Origin of the sequence: Corallococcus sp. CA041A (genome assembly GCF_003612075.1) — a bacterium.
GTDB classification, from domain to species: Bacteria; Myxococcota; Myxococcia; order Myxococcales; family Myxococcaceae; genus Corallococcus; species Corallococcus exiguus.
In genome coordinates this window covers 1-19,569 of sequence record NZ_RAWF01000188.1, presented here as the reverse complement: position 1 = coordinate 19,569, position 19,569 = coordinate 1, and the positions used below count along the sequence as shown (strand labels likewise).

Sequence of the window (19,569 nt, the reverse complement as noted above, 5' to 3'; positions counted from 1 at the left end):
GCCCCGGCCGCTCCCCTGCCCTCCTGTCGTCAGCCCTGCCTACATGGCCCGTCCCAGGGGGGATGACCCGTCCAGGAACTGCTGCGCCCGGCCCTCTTGTGGCATATACCCACACCATGCCTTCCGCCCTCACCGCCTCCCAGATCCGCGAGGCGTTCCTCCAGTTCTTCGAGGAGCGCGCCCACCGCCGTGTGGCCTCCTCCTCGCTGGTGCCCGTTGGCGACCAGACCCTGCTGTTCACCAACGCCGGCATGGTCCAGTTCAAGGACGTCTTCACCGGCCGTGAGCAGCGCGACTACCGCCGCGCCACCTCGTCCCAGAAGTGCGTGCGCGCTGGCGGCAAGCACAACGACCTCGACAACGTGGGCTACACCGCGCGCCACCACACGTTCTTCGAGATGCTCGGCAACTTCTCCTTCGGCGACTACTTCAAGGCCGACGCCATCTCGTTCGCCTGGGAGTTCGTGACGAAGCGGCTCGGCCTGGCCATCGACCGGCTCGCCGTCACCGTGTTCAACGGCGAGAACAACATCCCCTGGGATGAAGAGGCCTTCGACCTGTGGGCGAAGGAGGGCGTGTCTCGCGACCGCATCCTGAAGCTCGGCTACAAGGACAACTTCTGGGCCATGGGCGACACCGGCCCGTGCGGCCCCTGCTCCGAAATCCACTACCACCAGGGCGACGACATCCCCTGTGTCGAAGAGGCCGCGGGCAGGAAGTGCCAGGGCGTCGCGTGTGATTGCGACCGGTGGCTCGAAATCTGGAACCTCGTGTTCATGCAGTTCGAACGCAAGGAGAAGGACGCGCCCCTCATCCCACTACCCAAGCCGTCCATCGACACCGGCGCCGGCCTGGAGCGCATCGCGTCCGTCGTCCAGGGCAAGCGCTCCAACTACGACACCGACCTCTTCCAGGGCATCCTCGCCACCGTCAGCGAGCTGTGCGGCAAGCCCTACACCCAGGAGACCGGCGCCTCGCAGCGCGTGGTCGCCGACCACGCCCGCGCCACCGCGTTCCTCGTGGCCGACGGCGTCCAGCCCTCCAACGTGGCGCGCGGCTACGTCCTGCGCCGCATCATGCGCCGGGCCATCCGCCACGGTGACACGCAGCTGGGCATCAAGGAGCCCTTCTTCTTCAAGGTCGTGGACCGCGTCATCGAGCTCATGGGCGACGCGTTCCCCGAGCTGCGCGACGGCCGCACCTTCATCCTCGAAGTCGCCAAGCACGAGGAAGAGGGCTTCCGCCGCACGCTCGACCGTGGCCTCAAGCTGATGGACGAGGAGCTGTCCAAGCTCCAGGTTTCCGGCGGCAAGATCCTCGCTGGCGACGTCGTCTTCCTGCTGCACGGCACCTACGGCTTCCCCTGGGACCTCACGCAGATCATCGCGCGCGAGCGCGGCTACGACGTGGACCTGGAGGGCTTCAACAAGATCAAGGAGAAGGAAGCCGACGAGCAGGACGACTTCGTCAAGACCAAGAAGGGCACCACGGAGGTCTTCCAGACCGTCCTCGCGCGCACCGCCCCCACCCAGTTCCTGGGCTACGACGGCGAGGGCCACGAGGGTGAAGGCAGCGTCATCGCGCTGGTGCAGGACGGCGTGGAGGTGCCGCAGGTCTCCGCGGGCGCCGCGGTGGAAGTCGTGCTGGACCGCACGCCCTTCTACGGCGAGTCCGGCGGCCAACAGGGCGACACGGGCCGCATCGTCGCGCACGGCGGCAAGACCGTGGTGCAGGTGAAGGACGCGCAGCGCCCGGTGCAGGGCCTCATCGTCCACAGCGTGGAGGTGAAGGAAGGCACGCTGAAGGTCGGCGACATGGTGCAGACGTCCGTGGACGTGGAGCGCCGCAAGGCCATCCGCGCGAACCACTCCGCCACGCACCTGCTGCACAAGGCGCTCAAGCGCGTGCTCGGCGAGCACGTGAAGCAGGCGGGCTCCGTCGTCGCGCCGGACTTCCTGCGCTTCGACTTCTCGCACTTCTCCCCCGCCACCCAGGAGCAGTTGGAGCTGGTGGAAGACCTGGTCAACACCTGGGTGCGCGACAACGCGGACGCGCAGACGCGTGTCATGAACCTGGACGACGCGAAGAAGTCCGGCGCCGTGGCCATGTTCGGTGAGAAGTACGGCGACACCGTGCGCGTCGTCACCGTGCACCCGGAGTCCACGGAGCTCTGCGGCGGCACGCACGTGAAGCGCAGCGGCGACATCGGCCTGTTCAAGGTCACCAGCGAGAGCGGCGTCGCTTCCGGCGTGCGGCGCATCGTGGCCGTGACGGGCGTGGGCGCGCTCCAGTTCGTTCGCGAGCAGGAGCACGAGCTCAAGAAGGTCGCGGCGCTCTTGCGCACGAACCCGAAGGAGGTCGCCACCCGCGTGGAGGCCACCCAGAAGCGCGTGAAGGAGCTGGAGCGCAAGGTGGAGGAGGTCTCGGTGAAGGCCCAGTCGGCCTCGCAGAAGGACCTCCTGGACCAGGCGCGCGAGGTCAACGGCATGAAGGTGCTGGCCACGCGCGTGGACCCCGCGGACGACAAGGTGTTCCGCGGCATGGCGGATCAGCTGCGCGACCGCATCGGCTCGGGCGTCATCGCCATTGGCGGTGAGAAGGACGGCCGCGCCGTCATCCTGGTGGCGCTCACCAAGGACGTCGTCGCCAAGGGCATCAGCGCGGGCAACCTGGTGCGCGAGATGGCCAAGGAAGTGGGCGGCAAGGGCGGCGGCAAGCCGGACATGGCGCAGGCCGGTGGCCCGGACGCGGACAAGCTGCCCGTGGCGCTCGAGAAGCTCTTCGAGCTGGTGAAGGGCGCGAGCCCGGCGTGAGTCCTCGCGCTTCATCCCGCACCCTGGCGTTCCTGACGGCGGCCCTCCTGTGGGGGGGCTGCACGAAGGAAGCCTCCACGCCCGAAGAGGGCCAGGAAGCCGACGCGCGCACGCTCCAGAAGCTGCGCGCGGAGGCGGACCGGGTGAAGCAGGGCGGCGCCGTGGCCATGCGTCCACAGCCGCCTCAGCGCGAGCCGGAGGAGTCGAAGCTGGCGGGCCTGGCCGCGGGCATGGGCGACAACGGCCCGCGCAAGCTGCGGCTGCCCGAGCGCAACGACACCGTGCACGTGGACACGGTGGCGATGAAGGTGACGGGGCTGGAGGCGTCGCACTCGGTGAAGGGCTCCGGCAAGGCGGGGCTGAGCCTCACGACGGAGGACCTGTTCCTGCGCGTGGAGCTCATCACCCAGAACGTGGGCGGGATGCCCGCGCCGCTGACGCTGGAGGGCGTGAAGCTCACGGACGCGAAGGGGCAGACGTATCCGCTGGCGCGTGACGCGCAGGCGGTGGCCGGCACGAAGCCCCTGCCCTCCACGTGGGCGCCATCGCAGCGCACGGAAGTGGCGCTGCTGTTCGAGGTGCCGCCGGACGCCGTGCAAGACGATGGGCTGGCGCTCGTGGTGCGGGGCTCCGGCGGGGACGTGCGGATCCCCTTGCGATGACCGGGCCGGCCCCCAAGCTCCTCCCGCTGCGCATCCGACTCCCGTACACGGGGGAGGAGGAGTTCATCGAGCGGTATGGCTCGAACGTGGGGCGCGGTGGAGTGTTCGTGGCCACGCGAGCGCTCAAGCCGGAAGGCACGGGGCTGGCGTTCGAGTTCGTCCTCGCGGATGGCACGCGGCTGTTGCGCGGTGAAGGCGTGGTGCTGAAGGCGCAGCCGGACGCGGGCAGTGCGCGGACCGGGATGACGGTGCGCTTCACCAAGCTGGACGCGGCGAGCAAGGCGCTCATCGATCGCATCGTCGCGCGGCGGAGCGGGATGGAGGTGGCGCCGCCGGGGCTGGTGCGACGGACTCCAACCGTGAATCCGGCACGGCCTGCGTCAGGCATTGAAGCGCCGGCACCGGTGGAGCCTCCGGCGAAGGTGGTCCTCGATGAACCGGGGACACGCGCCGCGCCGCCGAAGGCGTCCATGACGTTGCCGGCCGTGAAGCTGCCCGTCGCGGAGCCGCCGCCGGATCTGGCTGAACCGGATGACCCGGTGTCGCTGTTTCCGGAGGACGCGGTCGACGAAGAAGAGGGGCTGGCGCCCCTTCCGTCGGTGGACTTTCCGCGGAAGCCACGCAGGCGTCCGGTCGGCCTGGATGCACAACGGGCGACCCAGGAGATGTTCACGGTCCAGCCGACGACTCCCGCGTCCAGAGGAGTCCAGGCCGGAGAACGAACGCCCGCGGCCTCCGGCACCTTCGCGGCCGTGAGGCCGCCGGAGCCTCCCGCTGATGTTCAGCAGGTTGAGGCTTCCGAGGCGGAGACGAACGCACCGGCGGAAGCTTCGCCTTGGGAGGCGCCCGCCAGTACCGAGAATCTCCCCGCCGCTTCATTCGCCGACGCCGAAGCCTCTGCATGGGATTCGACTCCGAGCACAGCGGACGCATCGCCTGCGCCAGAGGCCGATGACGGTCGCGTGGAAGCGCGGCCCGCGGCGGCTGATGGGGACGGCTCCGTTCCGGATGCACGCGAGGACGAAGCGCTTCCACCGGAAACAGCGGCATCTGCCGCGCCTGACGCTGGCGAAGCATCCGCGCACCACTTCACTCCCGCGTCAGTGGACGCGTTTGATCCGAACGCCGTGCTCGGAGCCGCGCATGCTCCCGAGCATTCCGGGTGGAGCCCCGAGTACGCGACGGAGGAGACTGGAGACACGGCTTCCGAGTTCGCGGACACGCCAGGCGCAGCGGAACCGGCGCACGTGGAAGCGGCAGCCGTGTCCGGCGAGACGCAGGCGGACTCCGGCTCGTCGTTCGACTTCGACGTCGACCTCAGCATGGAGTCGGATGAGCCCCCCGCTCCGGCGGAGCCCGATTCCTCGTTCGCACCGGACGCGCATGCGACGGAAGGCGCCGAGGACGCGACGCTCCCTCCGGGAGAGAGTTCCTGGGCTCCCGTAGAAGCCCCCGACGCCGTCAGCGCCCAGGAGCCGATTCATCCAGAGGCGAGCAGTGAATGGACGGATCCGGACTCCGACACCGAGGGCGCCTCTTTCGCGGCAACGGTGCCTTCGGAAGAAGCCGATGCTCGGACGGTGTCGGCCTCCGATGCCGAGGGGGGCGATACCGAAGCAGCGCTTCCGCCGGCGGAGCACTTCCCGGCCGCCCCGGACTTCGACGCCGCCGAGGGCTCGACAGCGGAGGCCGCTCCGGCAGTCACGGACTCCGACGTCGTAGAAGACCTTCCCCAGACGACGTCGCAGCCCGTGGAGTTCCATTCGGAGGATGCTTCGAAGGAAACGCCCCCTCCTCCAGAGCCGTTCACGACGCCGAGCCAACGGGAGGCCGAGCGCCTTCGCGCATGGGGCATCGATCCGGACTCCCTTCCGCGCGCGCTCAGCACGGACACGGAGGATGTGGATCCATTCAGCGCGGCGCTTGAACAAGCTGTTGGGGCCACGGACACCGACGAGCCCGAGCGCGACACGCAAGCCGTCACGACTTCAACGGTCGCTCCTACTGCGAGTTCGGCCCCTGTACCCGAGCCCGTCTCCGTGCCTCCGATGGAAGAGGAGGACGCATCGACAGTCGTCGTGGTCGAGCTGCCGACCGAGGATGCATGGACGGCGCTCGTCGGATCCTCTGCATCCGAAGACACGACCCCGGCAGTGGCCGCGCCCGAGGTGGCTGCTTCGGCCGAACTCGAATCGGCGTCGGCCCAAGCGCCAGAGCACGATGAGGCACTCGCTTCTGTGCTGGCTGCGGAGTCCCACGAAGCGACGCGGTCCGCATTCCCGGTAGCGCCGCCCCCTGAAGAGACTCCGCCATCGACGGTGTCCGCCCCGGCGGCCCTGGACGCCTCGAATGCGCTCGCTTCCGACACGAAGCTGCCCGTCGAGGAATCGGAGCCCCTCCAGGTTTCCACCAGCGCCTCCGCGTCACCGGTCGCATCGGGCGAAGCCACGCAGCACACCGCGGCGAATGCCCCCAGCGGCAACGAAGCCGCCGCTCCGGGCAGCACCGCCGAGGAACCATCGCCGCGCGAATCCGCCGTGGAGCACGAAGCTTCCGGTGCGGACAGCTCGACCTCGGAGCAACAGCCTGCGCTGACCTCCGCCGAGCAACAGCCCGCCGCCGCCAGCGAAACCACCGCACAGGTCAGTACGCCTTCGCAGCAGGCATCCGCCACGGAGCAGCCGCCTCGTTCCGGCGAAGCCACCTCGCCCATCAGCGCGACGTCGGAACAACCGCATCCTCAAGCACCGGCCGCGACAGAGCCCCCGCGCGCCAGCGAAGCCGCCACGCGCATCAGCACGGGTTCGGAACCCCAGCCCCCTCAAGCATCAGCTGCGACAGAATCCCCGCGCGCCAGTGAAGCCGCCGCGCCCCTCAGCGCAGCGTCGGAACAACCGAATCCTCAAGCATCGGCTGCGCCAGAGGCCTCCCGCTCCAGTGAAGCCGCTGCACTCATCAGCGCAGCGTTGGGACAAGCATCGGCCGCGACCGAATCTCCGCGCGGCAGCGAAGCAACCTCGCCCATCAACGCGGCTTCGGAACAACCGAATCCTCAAGCATCGGATGCGCCAGAGTCCCCGCGCTCCAGCGAAGCCACCGCGCCCAGCAACGCGGCATCAGAACAATCGAATTCCCAAGCATCGGCCGCGACAGATTCCTCGCGCTCCAGCGAAGCCGCTGCGCTCATCGGCACGGCGTTGGGACAAGTATCGGCCGCGACAGAATCTCCGCGCTCCAGTGAAGCCGCCGCGACCATCAGCACGGCGGCGGAACAACCGAATCCCCAAGCATCGGCCGCGACAGAAACCCCACGGTCCACCGAAGCCACAGCATCTGTTCTCACGGCCTCGTCACAACCGCCGACCCAGACATCCACCGCGCCCCAGTCCCCGCGCACCGACGAAGCCGCGCCGCCGCCTTCCGCTGACGCACAGAGCAGCACCGCCACCGCGCGCAGCCGTCGCCGTACGCTCTTCGACCTGGCTCCCGTGCCCGTCACCACGCCCGCGGCGGCGGAGGTCGTGCTCGGCATCGACGTGGGCACTTCACACGCGCGCGTCGCCGCGTTCATCGACGGCGTCGCCACAACCATCCCCATCCCCGGCAACGACGGTTCAGGCCTTCCCTCCGTCATCGCGGTGAACAGCGCCGGAGAATTCCTGGTCGGTGCCGCCGCGCTCGTCGAAGCCTCCCGCGCACCCCGCCGCGCCGCGACCGGCCTCAAGCGCCTGCTCGGCATGCGCGCCCGCTCCCCGAACCTGCGCTGGCTCTCCCCGCAGCTCCACTTCCCCATCGCCACCGACCGCCATGGCGACGCGGGCGTGGAGCTCGATGGCCGCCACGTGGCGCCCACCCTCCTCACCGCGATGCTGCTGCGCGAGTTGCACCAGGCGGCCACCACGCACCTGGGCCGCAAGGTGACGCGCGCAGTGCTCTGCGCGCCTTCGCACTTCACCGAACGCCAGCGCGCCGCCCTTCGCGAAGCCGCCACCATGGCCGGCCTGGACGTGCCCCGCGTGCTCACCAACAGCGCCGCCGCGGCGCTCGCGTACGCACACGGCCGGGGCCTCGCTCGCAAACGCGTCCTCGTCGTGGACCTGGGCGGCGGCGGCCTGGAGGTCTGCGTCGTGCAGGTCACCGGCGATGACCTGGAGGTCGTCACCACCGGCGGCGACCCCACCCTCGGCGGCATGGACTTCGACGCCCGCATCGCCGAGGCGCTCGTCAGCGACCTCGCCGAAAAGGGCCACCCCCGCCCCGAACACCTGCTCGACTGGGGCCCCTTCCGCACCCTCGCTGAGTCCACCAAGGAGACCCTCTCCACCCAGGACAGCGTGGACGTCACCCTGCCCACCGGCCCCGGACCCAAGCTCGACCGCGAGCGCATGGAGGCCCTCACCGCCGACCTCGCCCAGCGCGTCGTCTCCGTCACCCGCGAGGTGCTGGAGTCCAACGCCCTGTCCCCTCAAGGCCTGGACGCCGTGCTCCTCGTGGGCGGCCAGTCCCGTTCACCGCTCGTGCGCCGCCGCCTGGAGGAGAGCCTGGGCGTGCCCGTGCGCGACGACGACGTGGACGCCCGCACCGCCGTGGTGCGCGGCGCCGCGCTGCTCGGTCACGCGCTCTTGCTGTCGGAGACCGGCAAGCCCGCCGCCAGCGTCTCGGAGGTCCTCACCGCCCCCATCGGCGTCGCCGAGGACGCCGGCACCTTCCGCCGCGTGCTGGAGCGCAACACCCGCCTGCCCACCGCGAAGACGCTCGTCATCCCCATCACCGTCCCCGGTCCGCTGGCGCTCGCCTTCTTCCAGGGCACCGCCGCCACCGCCGTGGAGAACGAATGGCTCGGCTGCCTCACCCTCTCCGTGGAACGCCCCGGCGAGGTGGAGGTGCACCTGGAGTTGTCCACCGACGGCACCCTCGCCTTCAGCGCCACCCTGCCCGGCGCGAAGCGGCAGCCGGTGACGCTCGCGGCGGAGGAGCTGGACGACGCCTCCCGCGATGCACTCATCGCCCGCTCGCCCTTCCACACCGAACCAGAAGCCCGGCCGAGCGGCCTGCTTTCCGGGTTGAAGAAGCTCTTCGGCCGGCGCTGAGGCCCTCGGCCTCCTGGCTCCGTCCACAGGGCGGGTGTGCTGTCAGGCCCTGTCGTCCCAGCTTCCATTCCAGGTCCCACACTTCTAGCGGGAGGAACCTGGTCATGAGACGGACTTCGATGGTGGCAGGACTGGTGGTGGCCGGCACGTGCGTGGCGGGGCCAGCCCTCGCGGTGGATGCGAGCGAGGTGTCGCGCAAGCTCAGCTTCAGCGAAGAGGACTCCACGGCCGGCCTGGACGTGGGCGTGGGCCTGGGCGGCTTCACCGGCGACCTGGGCGACGAGACGGGCGTGGGCGGGCTGTTCAACATCACCGCCAACGCCCAGCCCTGGAAGTACATCGGCGTGGAGGTCGGCTACGAAGGCCAGAACATCCCCATCGATGACGCCCGCGTCCTCGGCGGCAACCACATCTGGCGCAACAACGGCACGTTCATGGGCAAGCTCGGCCCCGTCGTCGACCACAAGTGGCACCCCTTCGTGGGCGCGGGCTTCGGCCTCAGCTTCCTGCACGCGTCCTCGGGCTCCGCGCCCATCTACGGCAATGACTGGCAGACGGAGTTGCCGCTGGCCGCGGGCATCGAATACCGCATGGGCCACCTGTCCGCCGGCGTGCGCGCCACCTACCGCCTCGTCGGTAGCGAGGACCTGACCACCGTCCCCGGCACCACCGAGGAGGCCAAGGGCAGCCTCTTCAACGGCAACCTCACCGTGGGCGGCCGCTTCTAGCCGGCTTCCGCGTCCGCGGGACTCACGCCCCCGCGGACGCGCCACGTCCTCACAGCTCGAAGCGCGTCATCAGCACTTCCGGACGCGGATCTTCCTTCCACGCGTCCAGCACCGCCTGCGCCGGCGACCGGCCCGAAGCCGCCACCGCCTCCAGCGGCGCGAGCAGCGGCGCGTCCTCGGGGTCCAACCGCTGCAGCCCCCGCTTCGCGATGGCCACCATCTCCCCGGCCAGCCGGTGCAGCTCGCGAGGCCCCAGCTTCCCGGCCAGGCCCTCGCGGCGCGCGGTGTCGTGGAAGGCCAGGTGCTCGGTGAAGTTCAGCCGCGGCAGGAGCAGCTCCGCCTCCTCCAGCGCCTGCGCGTCATAGAGGATGCCGCGCCAGAGCGCGCCCAGCGCCCCCGTCATGGCCGCGCTCGCGCTGTCCGCGCCGCGCACCTCCAGCACCTTCTTCAGCCGCACCTCCGGGAAGAGCGTGGACAGGTGGTCCGTCCAGTCCCCCATGTCCGGCGGCTGGCCCTCGTAGCCCTCCTTCATGAGCTGGCGGAAGGTGAGCTTCGGGTGGCGGTACTCGCCCTCGCGGCGCAGGAACAAGAGCGGCGCGTCCAGCGCCCAGTCCACATACGCCTGATAGGAGAACGAGCCGTCGAACCAGGACGGCAGGTAGCCACAGCGCGTGGGGTCCACCTCTTCCCAGACGCGACTGCGGAAGGACATGTAACCGGACGGCTTGCCCTCCAGGAGCGGGCTGTTGGCGTACAGCGCCACCAGCAGCGGCGACAGGCGCGCCACCGCCACCGTCTTGCGCACACAGTCCGCCTCGTCCGCCCAGTCCAGCGACACCTGCCCGGTGGACGTCATCAGCATCATGTTCAGCGCCAGCCGGCCGCGCTCCGGCAGCGTGCGGCGCATCACTTGGTAGCGCGTCTTGGGCATCCAGGGCATCTCGCCCGTCGTGCCCACCGGCCGGTAGCCCAGCCCCACCAGCCGCAGGCCCAGGCTGGACGCCGCCGCCTTCGTCTCCTTCAGGTGCTGGAGGTTCTCCTGATGCGCCTCCCGCGCCGTGTGGAAGGGGCTGCCGGACAGTTCGAACTGCCCGCCCGGCTCCAGGGAGATGGCCGCCATCCCGCGCTGCAGCGCGATGACCGGCGACTGGGGCGTCTCCCGGAAGGGCTCGTAGCCGCCCGGGGCGATGCGCTCCAGCAGGGCACCCACTCCGTTCGGTCCCTCATAGGGCACGGGTTGGGCGGACCCCACGGGGTAGATGAACTTTTCGTGCTCCAGCCCCAGGCGGTGCTGGGTCCGGGGCTTCTCCCCTTTGCGAAGCTCTTCCACCAGGGGGGCGGCGGAAGTGAGGGGCTCGGAGGCCACGCGCTTGAGGTCGAGGGACATGAGGGCGCCCTATATAACGGGGGCCGTTGGCCTTGCCCTCATTTGAGCACCCTGACCCCATGCGCCCTGCATCCCCCGTCCCTACCCTGTCCCCCCGGCCCCGTCTGTCGGATTTCCTCCAGGGCGTGGGAGTGCTCGGCCGCGCCTTCGGCCTCATCTTCCGCTCGCGCCGCCTCTTCCTCCTCTCCAGCCTGTGCGCCGTCCTCACCGCCATCACCCTGGTGGGCCTGGCCGTCCTGCTCTACCGGTACGCCCCGGGGCTCCTGGAGTCCGTGTGGGCCCGGCCCGAGTCCTGGTACGGACAGGCCGGCTGGTACACCGCGCTCGTGCTGGGCTCCCTGGTCGCCTGGGTGGTGGGCGCCAACGTGGCGCCTCCGCTGCTCCTCACGCCGCTGCAGGACCCGGTGTCGGAGGCCACGGAAGCCGAGTGTGCGGGAGCGGACGCCGTACTCTCACCCGCCTCCTTCCTGCGGAGCATGACGACAGGGCTGTTGCACACGCTCGCCCGCATGGCGCTGCTCTTCCTGGGGCTGGCGGTGCTCCTGCCGCTGAACTTCCTGCCGGGCCTGGGCAGCGTGGCGTTCACCGTGCTGGCCAGCCTGTGGACCATGCTCTGGATGGCGGCGGAGCACCTGGCCGCGCCCATGACGCGCCACCTGTACCCCTTCGCCCAGGTACGCCGCATGCTGCGCGAGCGCCGGGCCCTCTGCCTGGGCTTCGGGGCGGGCGTCTACCTGCTCCTGTGGGTGCCCATCCTCAACACCTTCTTCCTCCCGGTGGCCATCGTCGGGGGCACCCTCCTCTACCGGGCCCTACGGGAGGCCGGGGACCTGCCCCCGCCACCGGATGCCCGGGCGGACGCGAAATAAAGGGGCAGGCCGGGTGTCCGTACGTCCAGGCCGATCGGGAACGCATTGCCTGCGGCAGACGTTCTCGGTCGCTAGTGACAACGCCACGCCTTGAAGCACCTGGAAGCCGTGATTAGGCTTGCCCGGCCGCTGCCTGGTTCCTTGGCTTACGTTGAACCGTTCGGATTCACAGGGCTTTTCACGCATCACCCGGGGCGCCTCTCGCGCCCCAGCTGGGATGAACCGCATGCCGCGTATCTTCCGCCGCATCACCGCCGTCGCCGTTCTGTTGGGGGCCTGGGCATTCGCAGGCAGTGACCGTGCTCCCCTCCCGCTCACCGTGGGAGCGGCGGAGGCGGGGCAGGACTCCTGGGACGGCGCGCTGCCTTCCGCCAGCAAGGCCGAGAAGGCCCCGCACGACCTCAACAGCCTCCGCGTCCTCACGAAGGTCATCCTCTACGTGAAGGAGAACTACGTCGACCCCAAGCGGGTGAAGCCCAAGGAGATGATGATCGCCTCCCTGGAGTACGTGGAGAAGAGCGTCCCGGACGTGCTCGTGGACGGCAACCCGGAGACGGGCAAGCTCAACGTCAACGTCAACGGCAAGCAGAAGGAGTTCGACATCTCCCACGTCGACTCCCTGTGGAAGATGTCCTTCGCGCTGAAGGACGTGTTCGACTTCCTGTCGAAGAACATGCGTCCCATCGAGGAGACGCGCGACATCGAGTACGCCGCCGTCAACGGCATGCTCTCCACGTTGGATCCGCACTCGGTGCTGCTGCGCCCGGAGCTGTACCGGGAGATGAAGCTGTCCACCAAGGGTGAGTTCGGCGGCCTGGGCTTCGTCATCCAGATGAAGGAGGGCAACCTCACCGTGGTGAAGGTGCTGCCCAAGACGCCCGCGTCTCGCGCCGGCATCCAGAAGGACGACCGCATCAAGAAGATTGGTGAGGAGTCCACCGTCAACATGGACCTCAACGAGGCCGTGTCCAAGCTGCGCGGTCCGGTGGACAGCCGCATCACCATCACCGTGGAGCGCGACGGCTGGGACAAGCCGCGCAACATGACGGTGGCGCGCGCCATGATTTCGATTGAGTCCGTGCAGCACAAGCTGCTCGCGGGCGGCGTGGGCTACGTGCGCCTGAAGAACTTCCAGGGCAACACCACGCGCGACCTGGAGGCCGCTCTGACGGACATCCGCAAGCAGGCGGAGGCCAAGGGCGGCTTCAAGGGCCTCGTGCTCGACCTGCGCGGCAACCCGGGCGGTCTGCTGGAGCAGGCCATCCAGGTGTCGGACACGTTCCTGTCCAAGGGCACCATCGTCGCGACGGTGGGCTTCAGCGACAAGCTGCGCGAGGAGAAGCGCGCGCGCATGACGGACGGCGAGGAGTCCTACCCCATCGCGGTGCTGGTGAACGCGGGCAGCGCCTCCGCGTCTGAAATCGTGGCGGGCGCGCTCAAGAACCTGGACCGCGCGGTCATCATCGGGCGCCAGACGTTCGGCAAGGGCAGCGTGCAGGTGCTCTACGACTTCCCGGACGACAGCGCGCTCAAGCTGACCATCGCCAAGTACCTCACCCCGGGTGACGTCTCCATCCAGGAAGTGGGCATCGTGCCGGACATCCAGCTGGTGCCCACGCGCGTCACCGCGGACCGGGTGGACGTGTTCGCGCCCCGCAAGTCCATGGGCGAGGCGGACCTGGATCAGCACTTCGGCAACCCGGAGTCCTCCACCGTCGCCAAGAAGCGCGAAGAGGTGCTGGACCGCGAGAAGCCGGGCACCAGCCTCAAGTACCTGAAGGTGGACGAGAAGGCCGCCCAGGCCGCCGCCAAGAAGGAAGAGCCCAAGGAGAAGGTCGCCGCCAAGCCGGGCACGGGCGCCAAGGACACCAAGAAGGAGCACGGCCAGAATGATCCGCTCCTGGACGTGGACGTGGCCGGTCAGGGCGAGGACCTGGACGACCAGCTGGACGCGGAGTCCCAGGAGGAGATCAAGGAGGACTTCGAGGTCCAGTTCGCCCGCGACTTCGTCCTGAAGGTGCCGGCGGTGAAGCGCTCCGAGCAACTCGCCAAGGGCAAGACGTTCGTGGAGCAGAAGCGCAACGAGGAGGAGCAGCGCATCAACAACGCCATCGCCGCGCTCGGCCTGGACTGGAGCCCCGGTCCCACGCCCAAGAACGTGCAGCTGGACGCAAGCTTCTCCCCGGGCTCCGAAGCGAAGATTCTGGCCGGCGAGCAGCTGGACATGGTCATCAACGTGGAGAACAAGGGCACGGAGCCGCTCAAGCGCGTGCGGGGCTGGACGGAGAGCGACAACGCGTTCCTCGACCGCCGCGAGTTCCTCTTCGGCGCCATCGCCCCGGGTGAGAAGAAGTCCTGGAAGGTGCAGGTGCGCCTGCCCAAGGACCTCACCAGCCGCCGCGACGACGTGAAGGTGAAGCTGTTCGACGACAACGGCGCGCTGCGCGACACCCTGGTGTCGGAGCTGTCCTTCGTGGAGCTGCCCCGCCCCGCGTTCGCCTTCAACTGGCAGGTGGTGGATGACTGCGCCGAGTGCAACGGCGACGGCGTCGTGCAGCGCGGCGAGGACGTCACGGTGGTGATGGACGTCACCAACACGGGCGTGGGCCCGGCGCTGGACTCGTTCGCGCAGATCAAGAACGGCGGCGACGCGAACATCTTCATCGAGAAGGGCCGCTTCAAACTGGGGGAGATCAAGCCCGGTGAGACGAAGACGGCGCGCTTCCAGGTGTCCCTGAAGAAGGGCTTCAAGGGCGACACCTTCCCGCTGAAGCTGGCCATCCTCGACGAGCCCCTGGAGGAGTTCGTCCTGGAGAAGCTCCAGCTGCCCGTGAAGGACGGCCCCGTGGCCCCGCTGGAGGCGAAGAAGGGACTGGTGAAGCTCAACGACAAGGCGGAGCTGTTCGCCTCGCCCACCGCGGACGCGCGTCCGGTGGCGAAGCTGCCGCAGGGCGCCACGCTGGCCCTGGAGGCCACCACCAAGGGCTACTACAAGGTCGCGCTGGAGAAGGACCGCTTCGCCTTCGTGCGCACGCAGGACGCGAAGGAAGTGAAGACCGGCAAGGCGGCGGCGCCCAAGACGGTGGCGTTCACCACGACGCACCAGCCGCCGGACATCAAGCTGGACGTGGATCCGTCGCACGGCGGCGTGGTGGTGAACGGCGACAAGTTCACCCTCTCCGGCGCGGTGAAGGACCCCAACGGCCTGCTGGACGTCTACGTGCTGGTCAACGACCAGAAGGTCTACTTCAAGGCCGTGGACCCCAAGGGCGGCGAGCCCAACACGCTGAAGTTCACCGCTGACTTCGCGCTCAAGGAGGGCAACAACAACGTGCTGGTGGTGGCCCGCGAGAGCACCGAGTTCGCCAGCCGCCGCACGCTGGTCATCCGCCGCCGTCCGGCGGAGGTGGCCCAGAAGGTGGCGACGCCCGCCGCCACGGCCACCACGCCGGTGAAGCCGCGCCAGCAGTAGGCCTTCCGGGCACGCACCCGGAAACCGCCTGACCCGGGCGGCTCGCTTCCAGCGGACGTCCCCCTTCGAACGGGGGCGTTTCCCTGGAGGAGGGCCGCCCGTTTTGTTGACGCTTCCCCGAGGGCCGATTTAGGGTCCGCCGGAGGTGGGCGCCCGCTTGGCCGGCACGCGTCCCGGAGGCGTGATTCCCCCATGCGGACGTTCAGTCGGTGGCTGGTGCTCGCGACGGCGCTGTCAGGGGCCGCGGCCCATGCGGACGCCAACGACCTGGTCATTTCCCGCTTCGGCGTCGAACGCCGGGGCGCCACTTCCGTCATCACCAACACGGAGTTCGCCGAAGCCAGCGCGGACTTCCGCGCCTTCGCGCGCACGTTCGGCGCGGTGATGACGTCCGCGAACCTGATGCCCCCGCGCACCACGGGCCACTCGGGCTTCGCCTTCAACGCGGAGCTGTCCGTCGTGTCGCTCCCGGAGGACGTGCAGCTGCCCACGGAAGGCGCGCAGCCGGGCTCCGTGCTGGTGCCGTCCCTGCACGTGCGCAAGGGCCTGCCCTTCTCGCTGGAGCTGGGCGGGCGCGTGGGCTGGATTGAGAAGAGCAGCATGGTGACGGCCACGGGCGAGCTGAAGTGGGCCGTCAACGAGGGCTTCACGTACCTGCCGGACGTGGGCGTGCGCCTGCACGTGACGAAGCTCTTCAACGCGCAAGACCTGGACCTGACCACCACGGGCCTGGACATCGGCGTGGGCAAGCAGTTCCCGCTGGGCGGCATGGTGACGGTGACGCCCTACGGCGGCCTGGACCTGAACTTCGTCAGCGCCACCACGCGCACGCTGGACTTCGACCCGAGCCGCAACCCGGCGGACACGGCGGGCAACAAATCGCGCGACGCGCTGACCAACACCGCGCCGTATTCGCGGGTGAACGCGGGCGACAACCTCACCCCGCGCTTCTACGCGGGCGCGCGCTTCATTGGCGGCGTGCTGCAGCTGGGCGCGGAGATTTCGCTCACCAACCTGGGCAGCTTCGACCAGGAGGGCGCCGGCAGCCGCGACCTGCCCTCCGTCTTCGCCTTCAACACCACGCTGGGCCTGGACTTCTAGTCAGCGCAGGGCCTCGCGGACGCGGCCCGGGCGGTTGGTGATGAGGTAGGACACCCCCAGGTCCCGCAGCTCGCGGGCGCGCCGGGGGTCGTCCACCGTCCACGCCGCCACGCGCAGACCGGCGTCATTCCACGCCGCCACGCGCTCCGGAGTGCACGCCTCGTGGAAGGGGTGCACCGAGTGCGAGGACACCAGCGGGCTCAGCGCGTACGCCTGCAGCGCCCAGGGCTTGTCCGGGTCGATGAGGAAGCCCCGGCGCAGCGTGGGCGCCACCGCCGCCAGCCGGAAGAGGCACAGCGGGTTGAAGCTGGACACCACCACGCGGCCCGCCAGGTCGCGCTCGCGCAGAAGCCGCGCCACGCCCGCCGCCAGGCCGCCGTCGTCGAAGCGGTCGCACTTCAGCTCGATGTTGACCAGGAAGTGCTCCGGCAGCGCGTCCAGCACCTCCTCCAGCAGCGGGATGCGCGCGGGGGCGAAGCCCAGGGGCGTGCCCACGTCCGCGCGGGAGAGCTTCCACCAGGGCGTGGAGCGGACCTCCCAGGGCTGCCCCGCCAGGCGGTCCAAGCGCTCGTCGTGACACACCACCACCTCGCCGGAGCCGCACACCATGGCGTCCAGCTCCACGCCGTCAGCGCCCTGGCGCACGGCCTCCGCGAAGGCCTCCAGGGTGTTCTCGGGGGCGTCGGCGCTGGCACCACGGTGAGCGAGCAGGAGCATGGGCGCGCAGTGTGCGCTCAAACGCCCCCCGCGCGCAGCGCCGACGTGGCGGGCGCATACGGGGGTGGACACGCTGGCGCGACTTGCCTCGCGGGTGGGTTTATTGCAGTGTCCGACGCATGTTGGGCACCGGAGAGTTCCTCGTCCTCGGCTTCATCCTGCTGGTGGTCTTCTCGGCCGCCCGGATGGGGCAGTTGGGCAACGCGGTGGGCAAGTTCGTCTACTCGTTCCGCAAGGCGTCGCGCGGCGACGACCTGGTGGACGTGAAGCACCTGCCCCACTCGCGCCGGGGCACCACCGACGCGGACTATACCGAAGGCTCCTCCAAGGACCGCCGCTCCTAGAACTCCTCGCCGGTTGGCAGCACCAACGGACCGGGCGGGCTGCCGGGCGATGGAGCGAGCAGCAGGCGCGCGGCCTGCTGCCTCAGGGCGGGGAGCAGCCCCGTGTCCTCCACCATCTCGCGCAGGTCCAGGGTGGAGAGCAGCGGCACCAGCTTCGCGCCCACTTCCGGCGGCAGATACGGGTTGAAGGCCAGCGCGCGGCGCACCTTGTGGCGCACGGACCAGCGCGGCGACTTCCAGATTTCGACGAGCGGCTCCGGACGCGCGGGCCTGCGCGCCGCGACGCGCACCACCAGGTCCTCGGTGAGGCGCGGGTTGATCAGCACGTTGCGCAGCACGGCCGGGTTGCTCACGGTGGCCAGGCGCGACAGCACGTCCGGGTCGCGCGTGAGGCGGGCCTGCTGCTTCAGGTGGCCCAGCGACTGGCTGGCGGCCTGCGCGTCCGCACGGGCGGCGGCGTCCGCGTCCAGCTCCTTGCGCGCGGGGCCTTGGGCGAAGAGGTCCGCCACCGCCTCCAGTGACTGCACGTGGGCCATGCGCCGGAGCGCCTCCACGTGGGGGATGTGCTCGGCCTCCTGGTCCAACGCGGCCAGGAAGTCCGACAGCACGCAGGTGGCGGGGGCCTGTCCGGCGCGGGACAGCGACAGCAGGTGGCCGATGAGCTCGTTCGTGTCGAAGGGCTCACGCCGGGCCAGCTCGCGCGCGGCGGCCTTGCGGCGCACGGTGGCGCCTCCGCCCAGGGCGTGCAGGTTGCGCGCGAGCACGCGGGCCTCCTCCAGCGTGGACATGACGCTTCAGCCTCCCGTGCGGTCCGCGGTGGGTTCGGAGGGGATGGGCTCCAGCGTCACCTCCAGCCGGAGGCCGGTGAGGTCCGCGGGGAACTCCTGGAACAGCACCAGGAAGGGCACCTTGCCGCCCGGCGGCACCGGGAGGGACGCCGCGTCCATGCGCTGGCGGAGCGCGGTGGCGGCCTCGCGGGTGGTGACGGAGTGGAGCTCCTCCGGAGTGGCCAGCGCGCCCGCGAGCCCCTCCGTGGAGCGCACCCGCTGGTCGCCGTCGAAGAGGGCGGCGCGCACGCGCACGGCCGCGGCGGCGCCAGTGCGGTTCTCCGCATCTCCGCGCACGACGAAGAGCATGCGGCCGTCGCGCGTCTCGTAGAGGCCGTTGGACACGTCGCTCGCGATGAACGGACGGGACGCGGGCAGCACCAGCGTGCGCAGGCGGTCCGGGGACAGCGTGGAGGGGTCCACCTTGCCATCGCGCAGGTACATGGTGCCCAGCGCGCCCAGGGCCACCACCAACACGGTGGCGATGGTGAGGTTGAGGACCAGCCCCGTCAGCTTCCGCGCGCGGCCGGGCATCCGGCGCTGGGGCATGCCCACGTCCTCGATGCGGGCGGAGGGCTTGGCCACGGTGACGGCCGGGCCCCCGCGCATGCTGGCCAGGTCCACCACCTCGCGGCGGGGCGTGGTGATCTTGAACGGGTCGCCGTCGTCGTACGCCGGCACGTCGCTCAACAGCGAGATGCCGCCGGGCTCCTCCGCGCCCGCTTCCGCGGGCACATCCCCGAGCAGCGCGGCACGGCCGGTGTCGGAGGCGGCCACCCCCTCCTCGCCGGAGGCCCCCGCGCCGGAGAAGTCGAACAGGTCGCCCATCGGCTCCGGACCGACGTGCGTGTCCTCGGGGGCGTCCTCGGGCGCGGCGGACAGGTCCGGGGACGGAGCCGCCATGTCGATGGACGAGAACGGATCCTCGCTCTCGAAGCCCGGCGAGGGCGTCACCGGCCCCACCGCCGTGGCGCCGCCCGGAGCGGGCGCCTGGGCGACGTTCGCGGCATGGCGCAGGGACGCCGCGTCCGGGACCGCCGGAGCGTCGATGGGGAAGTCGAAGAGCGGATCCGGCGAGAGGTCCGTCGAACCGGCGGCGGCCAGCCCCGCGGAGGCCACGGGCGCGGTCCCGGGACGTGCCGCCCCGACAGGGACCGAGGCCAGGGGCATGCGCGCGACGGGGGCTCCCGTCGAAGGCATGGGGGCACGCGCGGGAGCAGCGCCCGACGGTGCCGGTCCGCCGGCCGAGAAGGCGCCAGGCGCCGGAGGCATGGCGGCACGCGCCGGAATGGCGGACGGGGAGGCGCCGGGAGGAGGAGCCACCGCCCCAGGAGGAACCGGGCCCCGGGGCGCCACTGGCCTCGGAGGTCCCCCCAGAGGCGCGGCCTCCGCGGCGAACGCTCCGGGTCCGCTCGGAGCCACGGCCGCCGGACGGGCCGCACCCGCGAGCGCCCCGGGAGGAGCGGCCCGGGGAGGCGCGAAGGCCCCCGGAGGCACCGGGCGGGGAGCCGCCGCCGGAAGAGCAGGAGCCACGGCCGGCCGGGGAGCGGCCACCGGAG

At 70.4% G+C, this 19,569-nt stretch carries 12 protein-coding genes; 8 read left to right on the top strand and 4 right to left on the bottom strand.

From position 1 onward, the window contains the following. The first annotated feature begins 116 nt into the window (after positions 1–116). From alaS to D7V77_RS28570, 4 genes are all read left to right on the top strand, one after another. Positions 117–2,813: an alanine--tRNA ligase gene (gene alaS / locus D7V77_RS28590; RefSeq protein ID WP_120579467.1), complete on the top strand. Its 2,697-nt coding sequence runs from the start codon at positions 117–119 to the stop codon at positions 2,811–2,813. Continuing rightward, positions 2,810–3,475: a hypothetical protein gene (locus D7V77_RS28585; protein WP_120579466.1), complete on the top strand. Its 666-nt coding sequence runs from the start codon at positions 2,810–2,812 to the stop codon at positions 3,473–3,475. Before alaS ends, D7V77_RS28585 begins: the two co-directional genes overlap by 4 nt. Next, positions 3,472–8,565 (top strand): TIGR02266 family protein, encoded by a 5,094-nt coding sequence (locus D7V77_RS44965; RefSeq protein ID WP_233597292.1) that lies wholly within the window; start codon positions 3,472–3,474, stop codon positions 8,563–8,565. The genes D7V77_RS28585 and D7V77_RS44965 overlap by 4 nt, the downstream gene beginning before the upstream one ends. Before the next feature lie 104 nt (positions 8,566–8,669). Beyond that, positions 8,670–9,293, top strand: coding sequence for an outer membrane protein (locus D7V77_RS28570; protein WP_120579465.1), 624 nt, complete (start codon positions 8,670–8,672; stop codon positions 9,291–9,293). 49 nt (positions 9,294–9,342) lie between these two features. On the opposite strand, the gene D7V77_RS28565 is transcribed toward D7V77_RS28570, so the two are convergent. After that, entirely contained in the window at positions 9,343–10,680 is a 1,338-nt protein-coding gene (locus D7V77_RS28565) for a glutamate--cysteine ligase (protein WP_120579464.1), read from the bottom strand. Positions 10,681–10,739: 59 nt separating this feature from the next. Here D7V77_RS28565 and D7V77_RS28560 point away from each other — a divergent pair, with 59 nt between their 5' ends. The 3 genes from D7V77_RS28560 (at position 10,740) to D7V77_RS28550 (ending at position 16,122) form a co-directional block, all read left to right on the top strand. Beyond that, a complete protein-coding gene (locus D7V77_RS28560; protein ID WP_120579463.1) occupies positions 10,740–11,549 on the top strand; it encodes an EI24 domain-containing protein in 810 nt (269 codons plus the stop codon). A gap of 217 nt (positions 11,550–11,766) precedes the next feature. Beyond that, a complete protein-coding gene (locus tag D7V77_RS28555; protein WP_120579462.1) occupies positions 11,767–15,021 on the top strand; it encodes an MXAN_5808 family serine peptidase in 3,255 nt (1,084 codons plus the stop codon). A gap of 192 nt (positions 15,022–15,213) precedes the next feature. Further along, a complete protein-coding gene (locus D7V77_RS28550) occupies positions 15,214–16,122 on the top strand; it encodes a hypothetical protein (protein ID WP_120579461.1) in 909 nt (302 codons plus the stop codon). Here D7V77_RS28550 and D7V77_RS28545 read toward each other — a convergent pair whose 3' ends face one another. Then, positions 16,123–16,839: a glycerophosphodiester phosphodiesterase family protein gene (locus D7V77_RS28545; protein WP_120579460.1), complete on the bottom strand. Its 717-nt coding sequence runs from the start codon at positions 16,837–16,839 to the stop codon at positions 16,123–16,125. It lies immediately after the preceding gene. 119 nt (positions 16,840–16,958) lie between these two features. Here D7V77_RS28545 and D7V77_RS28540 point away from each other — a divergent pair, with 119 nt between their 5' ends. Beyond that, on the top strand, positions 16,959–17,183 hold the full coding sequence (locus tag D7V77_RS28540) for a twin-arginine translocase TatA/TatE family subunit (protein WP_120579459.1): 225 nt from the start codon (positions 16,959–16,961) through the stop codon (positions 17,181–17,183). Here D7V77_RS28540 and D7V77_RS28535 read toward each other — a convergent pair. Both D7V77_RS28535 and D7V77_RS28530 read right to left on the bottom strand, forming a co-directional pair. Continuing rightward, entirely contained in the window at positions 17,180–17,971 is a 792-nt protein-coding gene (locus D7V77_RS28535) for a hypothetical protein (RefSeq protein ID WP_120579458.1), read from the bottom strand. The two genes, D7V77_RS28540 and D7V77_RS28535, sit on opposite strands and share 4 nt — an antisense overlap. Before the next feature lie 6 nt (positions 17,972–17,977). Continuing rightward, positions 17,978–19,129 carry a hypothetical protein gene (locus D7V77_RS28530; protein ID WP_233597291.1) on the bottom strand — a complete coding sequence of 384 codons (1,152 nt, stop codon included), beginning with the start codon at positions 19,127–19,129 and terminating at the stop codon, positions 17,978–17,980. Positions 19,130–19,569 lie beyond the last annotated feature (440 nt).

Bases quoted from the DNA above. Each gene is read 5' to 3' on its own strand.
- D7V77_RS28555 (WP_120579462.1), top strand. From the start codon at position 11,767: ATGAACCGCATGCCGCGTATCTTCCGCCGCATCACCGCCGTCGCCGTT.
- D7V77_RS44965 (WP_233597292.1), top strand. From the start codon at position 3,472: ATGACCGGGCCGGCCCCCAAGCTCCTCCCGCTGCGCATCCGACTCCCG.
- D7V77_RS28535 (WP_120579458.1), bottom strand. From the start codon at position 17,971: ATGTCCACGCTGGAGGAGGCCCGCGTGCTCGCGCGCAACCTGCACGCC.
- D7V77_RS28570 (WP_120579465.1), top strand. From the start codon at position 8,670: ATGAGACGGACTTCGATGGTGGCAGGACTGGTGGTGGCCGGCACGTGC.
- D7V77_RS28550 (WP_120579461.1), top strand. From the start codon at position 15,214: ATGCGGACGTTCAGTCGGTGGCTGGTGCTCGCGACGGCGCTGTCAGGG.
- D7V77_RS28560 (WP_120579463.1), top strand. From the start codon at position 10,740: ATGCGCCCTGCATCCCCCGTCCCTACCCTGTCCCCCCGGCCCCGTCTG.
- alaS (WP_120579467.1), top strand. From the start codon at position 117: ATGCCTTCCGCCCTCACCGCCTCCCAGATCCGCGAGGCGTTCCTCCAG.
- D7V77_RS28545 (WP_120579460.1), bottom strand. From the start codon at position 16,839: ATGCTCCTGCTCGCTCACCGTGGTGCCAGCGCCGACGCCCCCGAGAAC.
- D7V77_RS28540 (WP_120579459.1), top strand. From the start codon at position 16,959: ATGTTGGGCACCGGAGAGTTCCTCGTCCTCGGCTTCATCCTGCTGGTG.
- D7V77_RS28565 (WP_120579464.1), bottom strand. From the start codon at position 10,680: ATGTCCCTCGACCTCAAGCGCGTGGCCTCCGAGCCCCTCACTTCCGCC.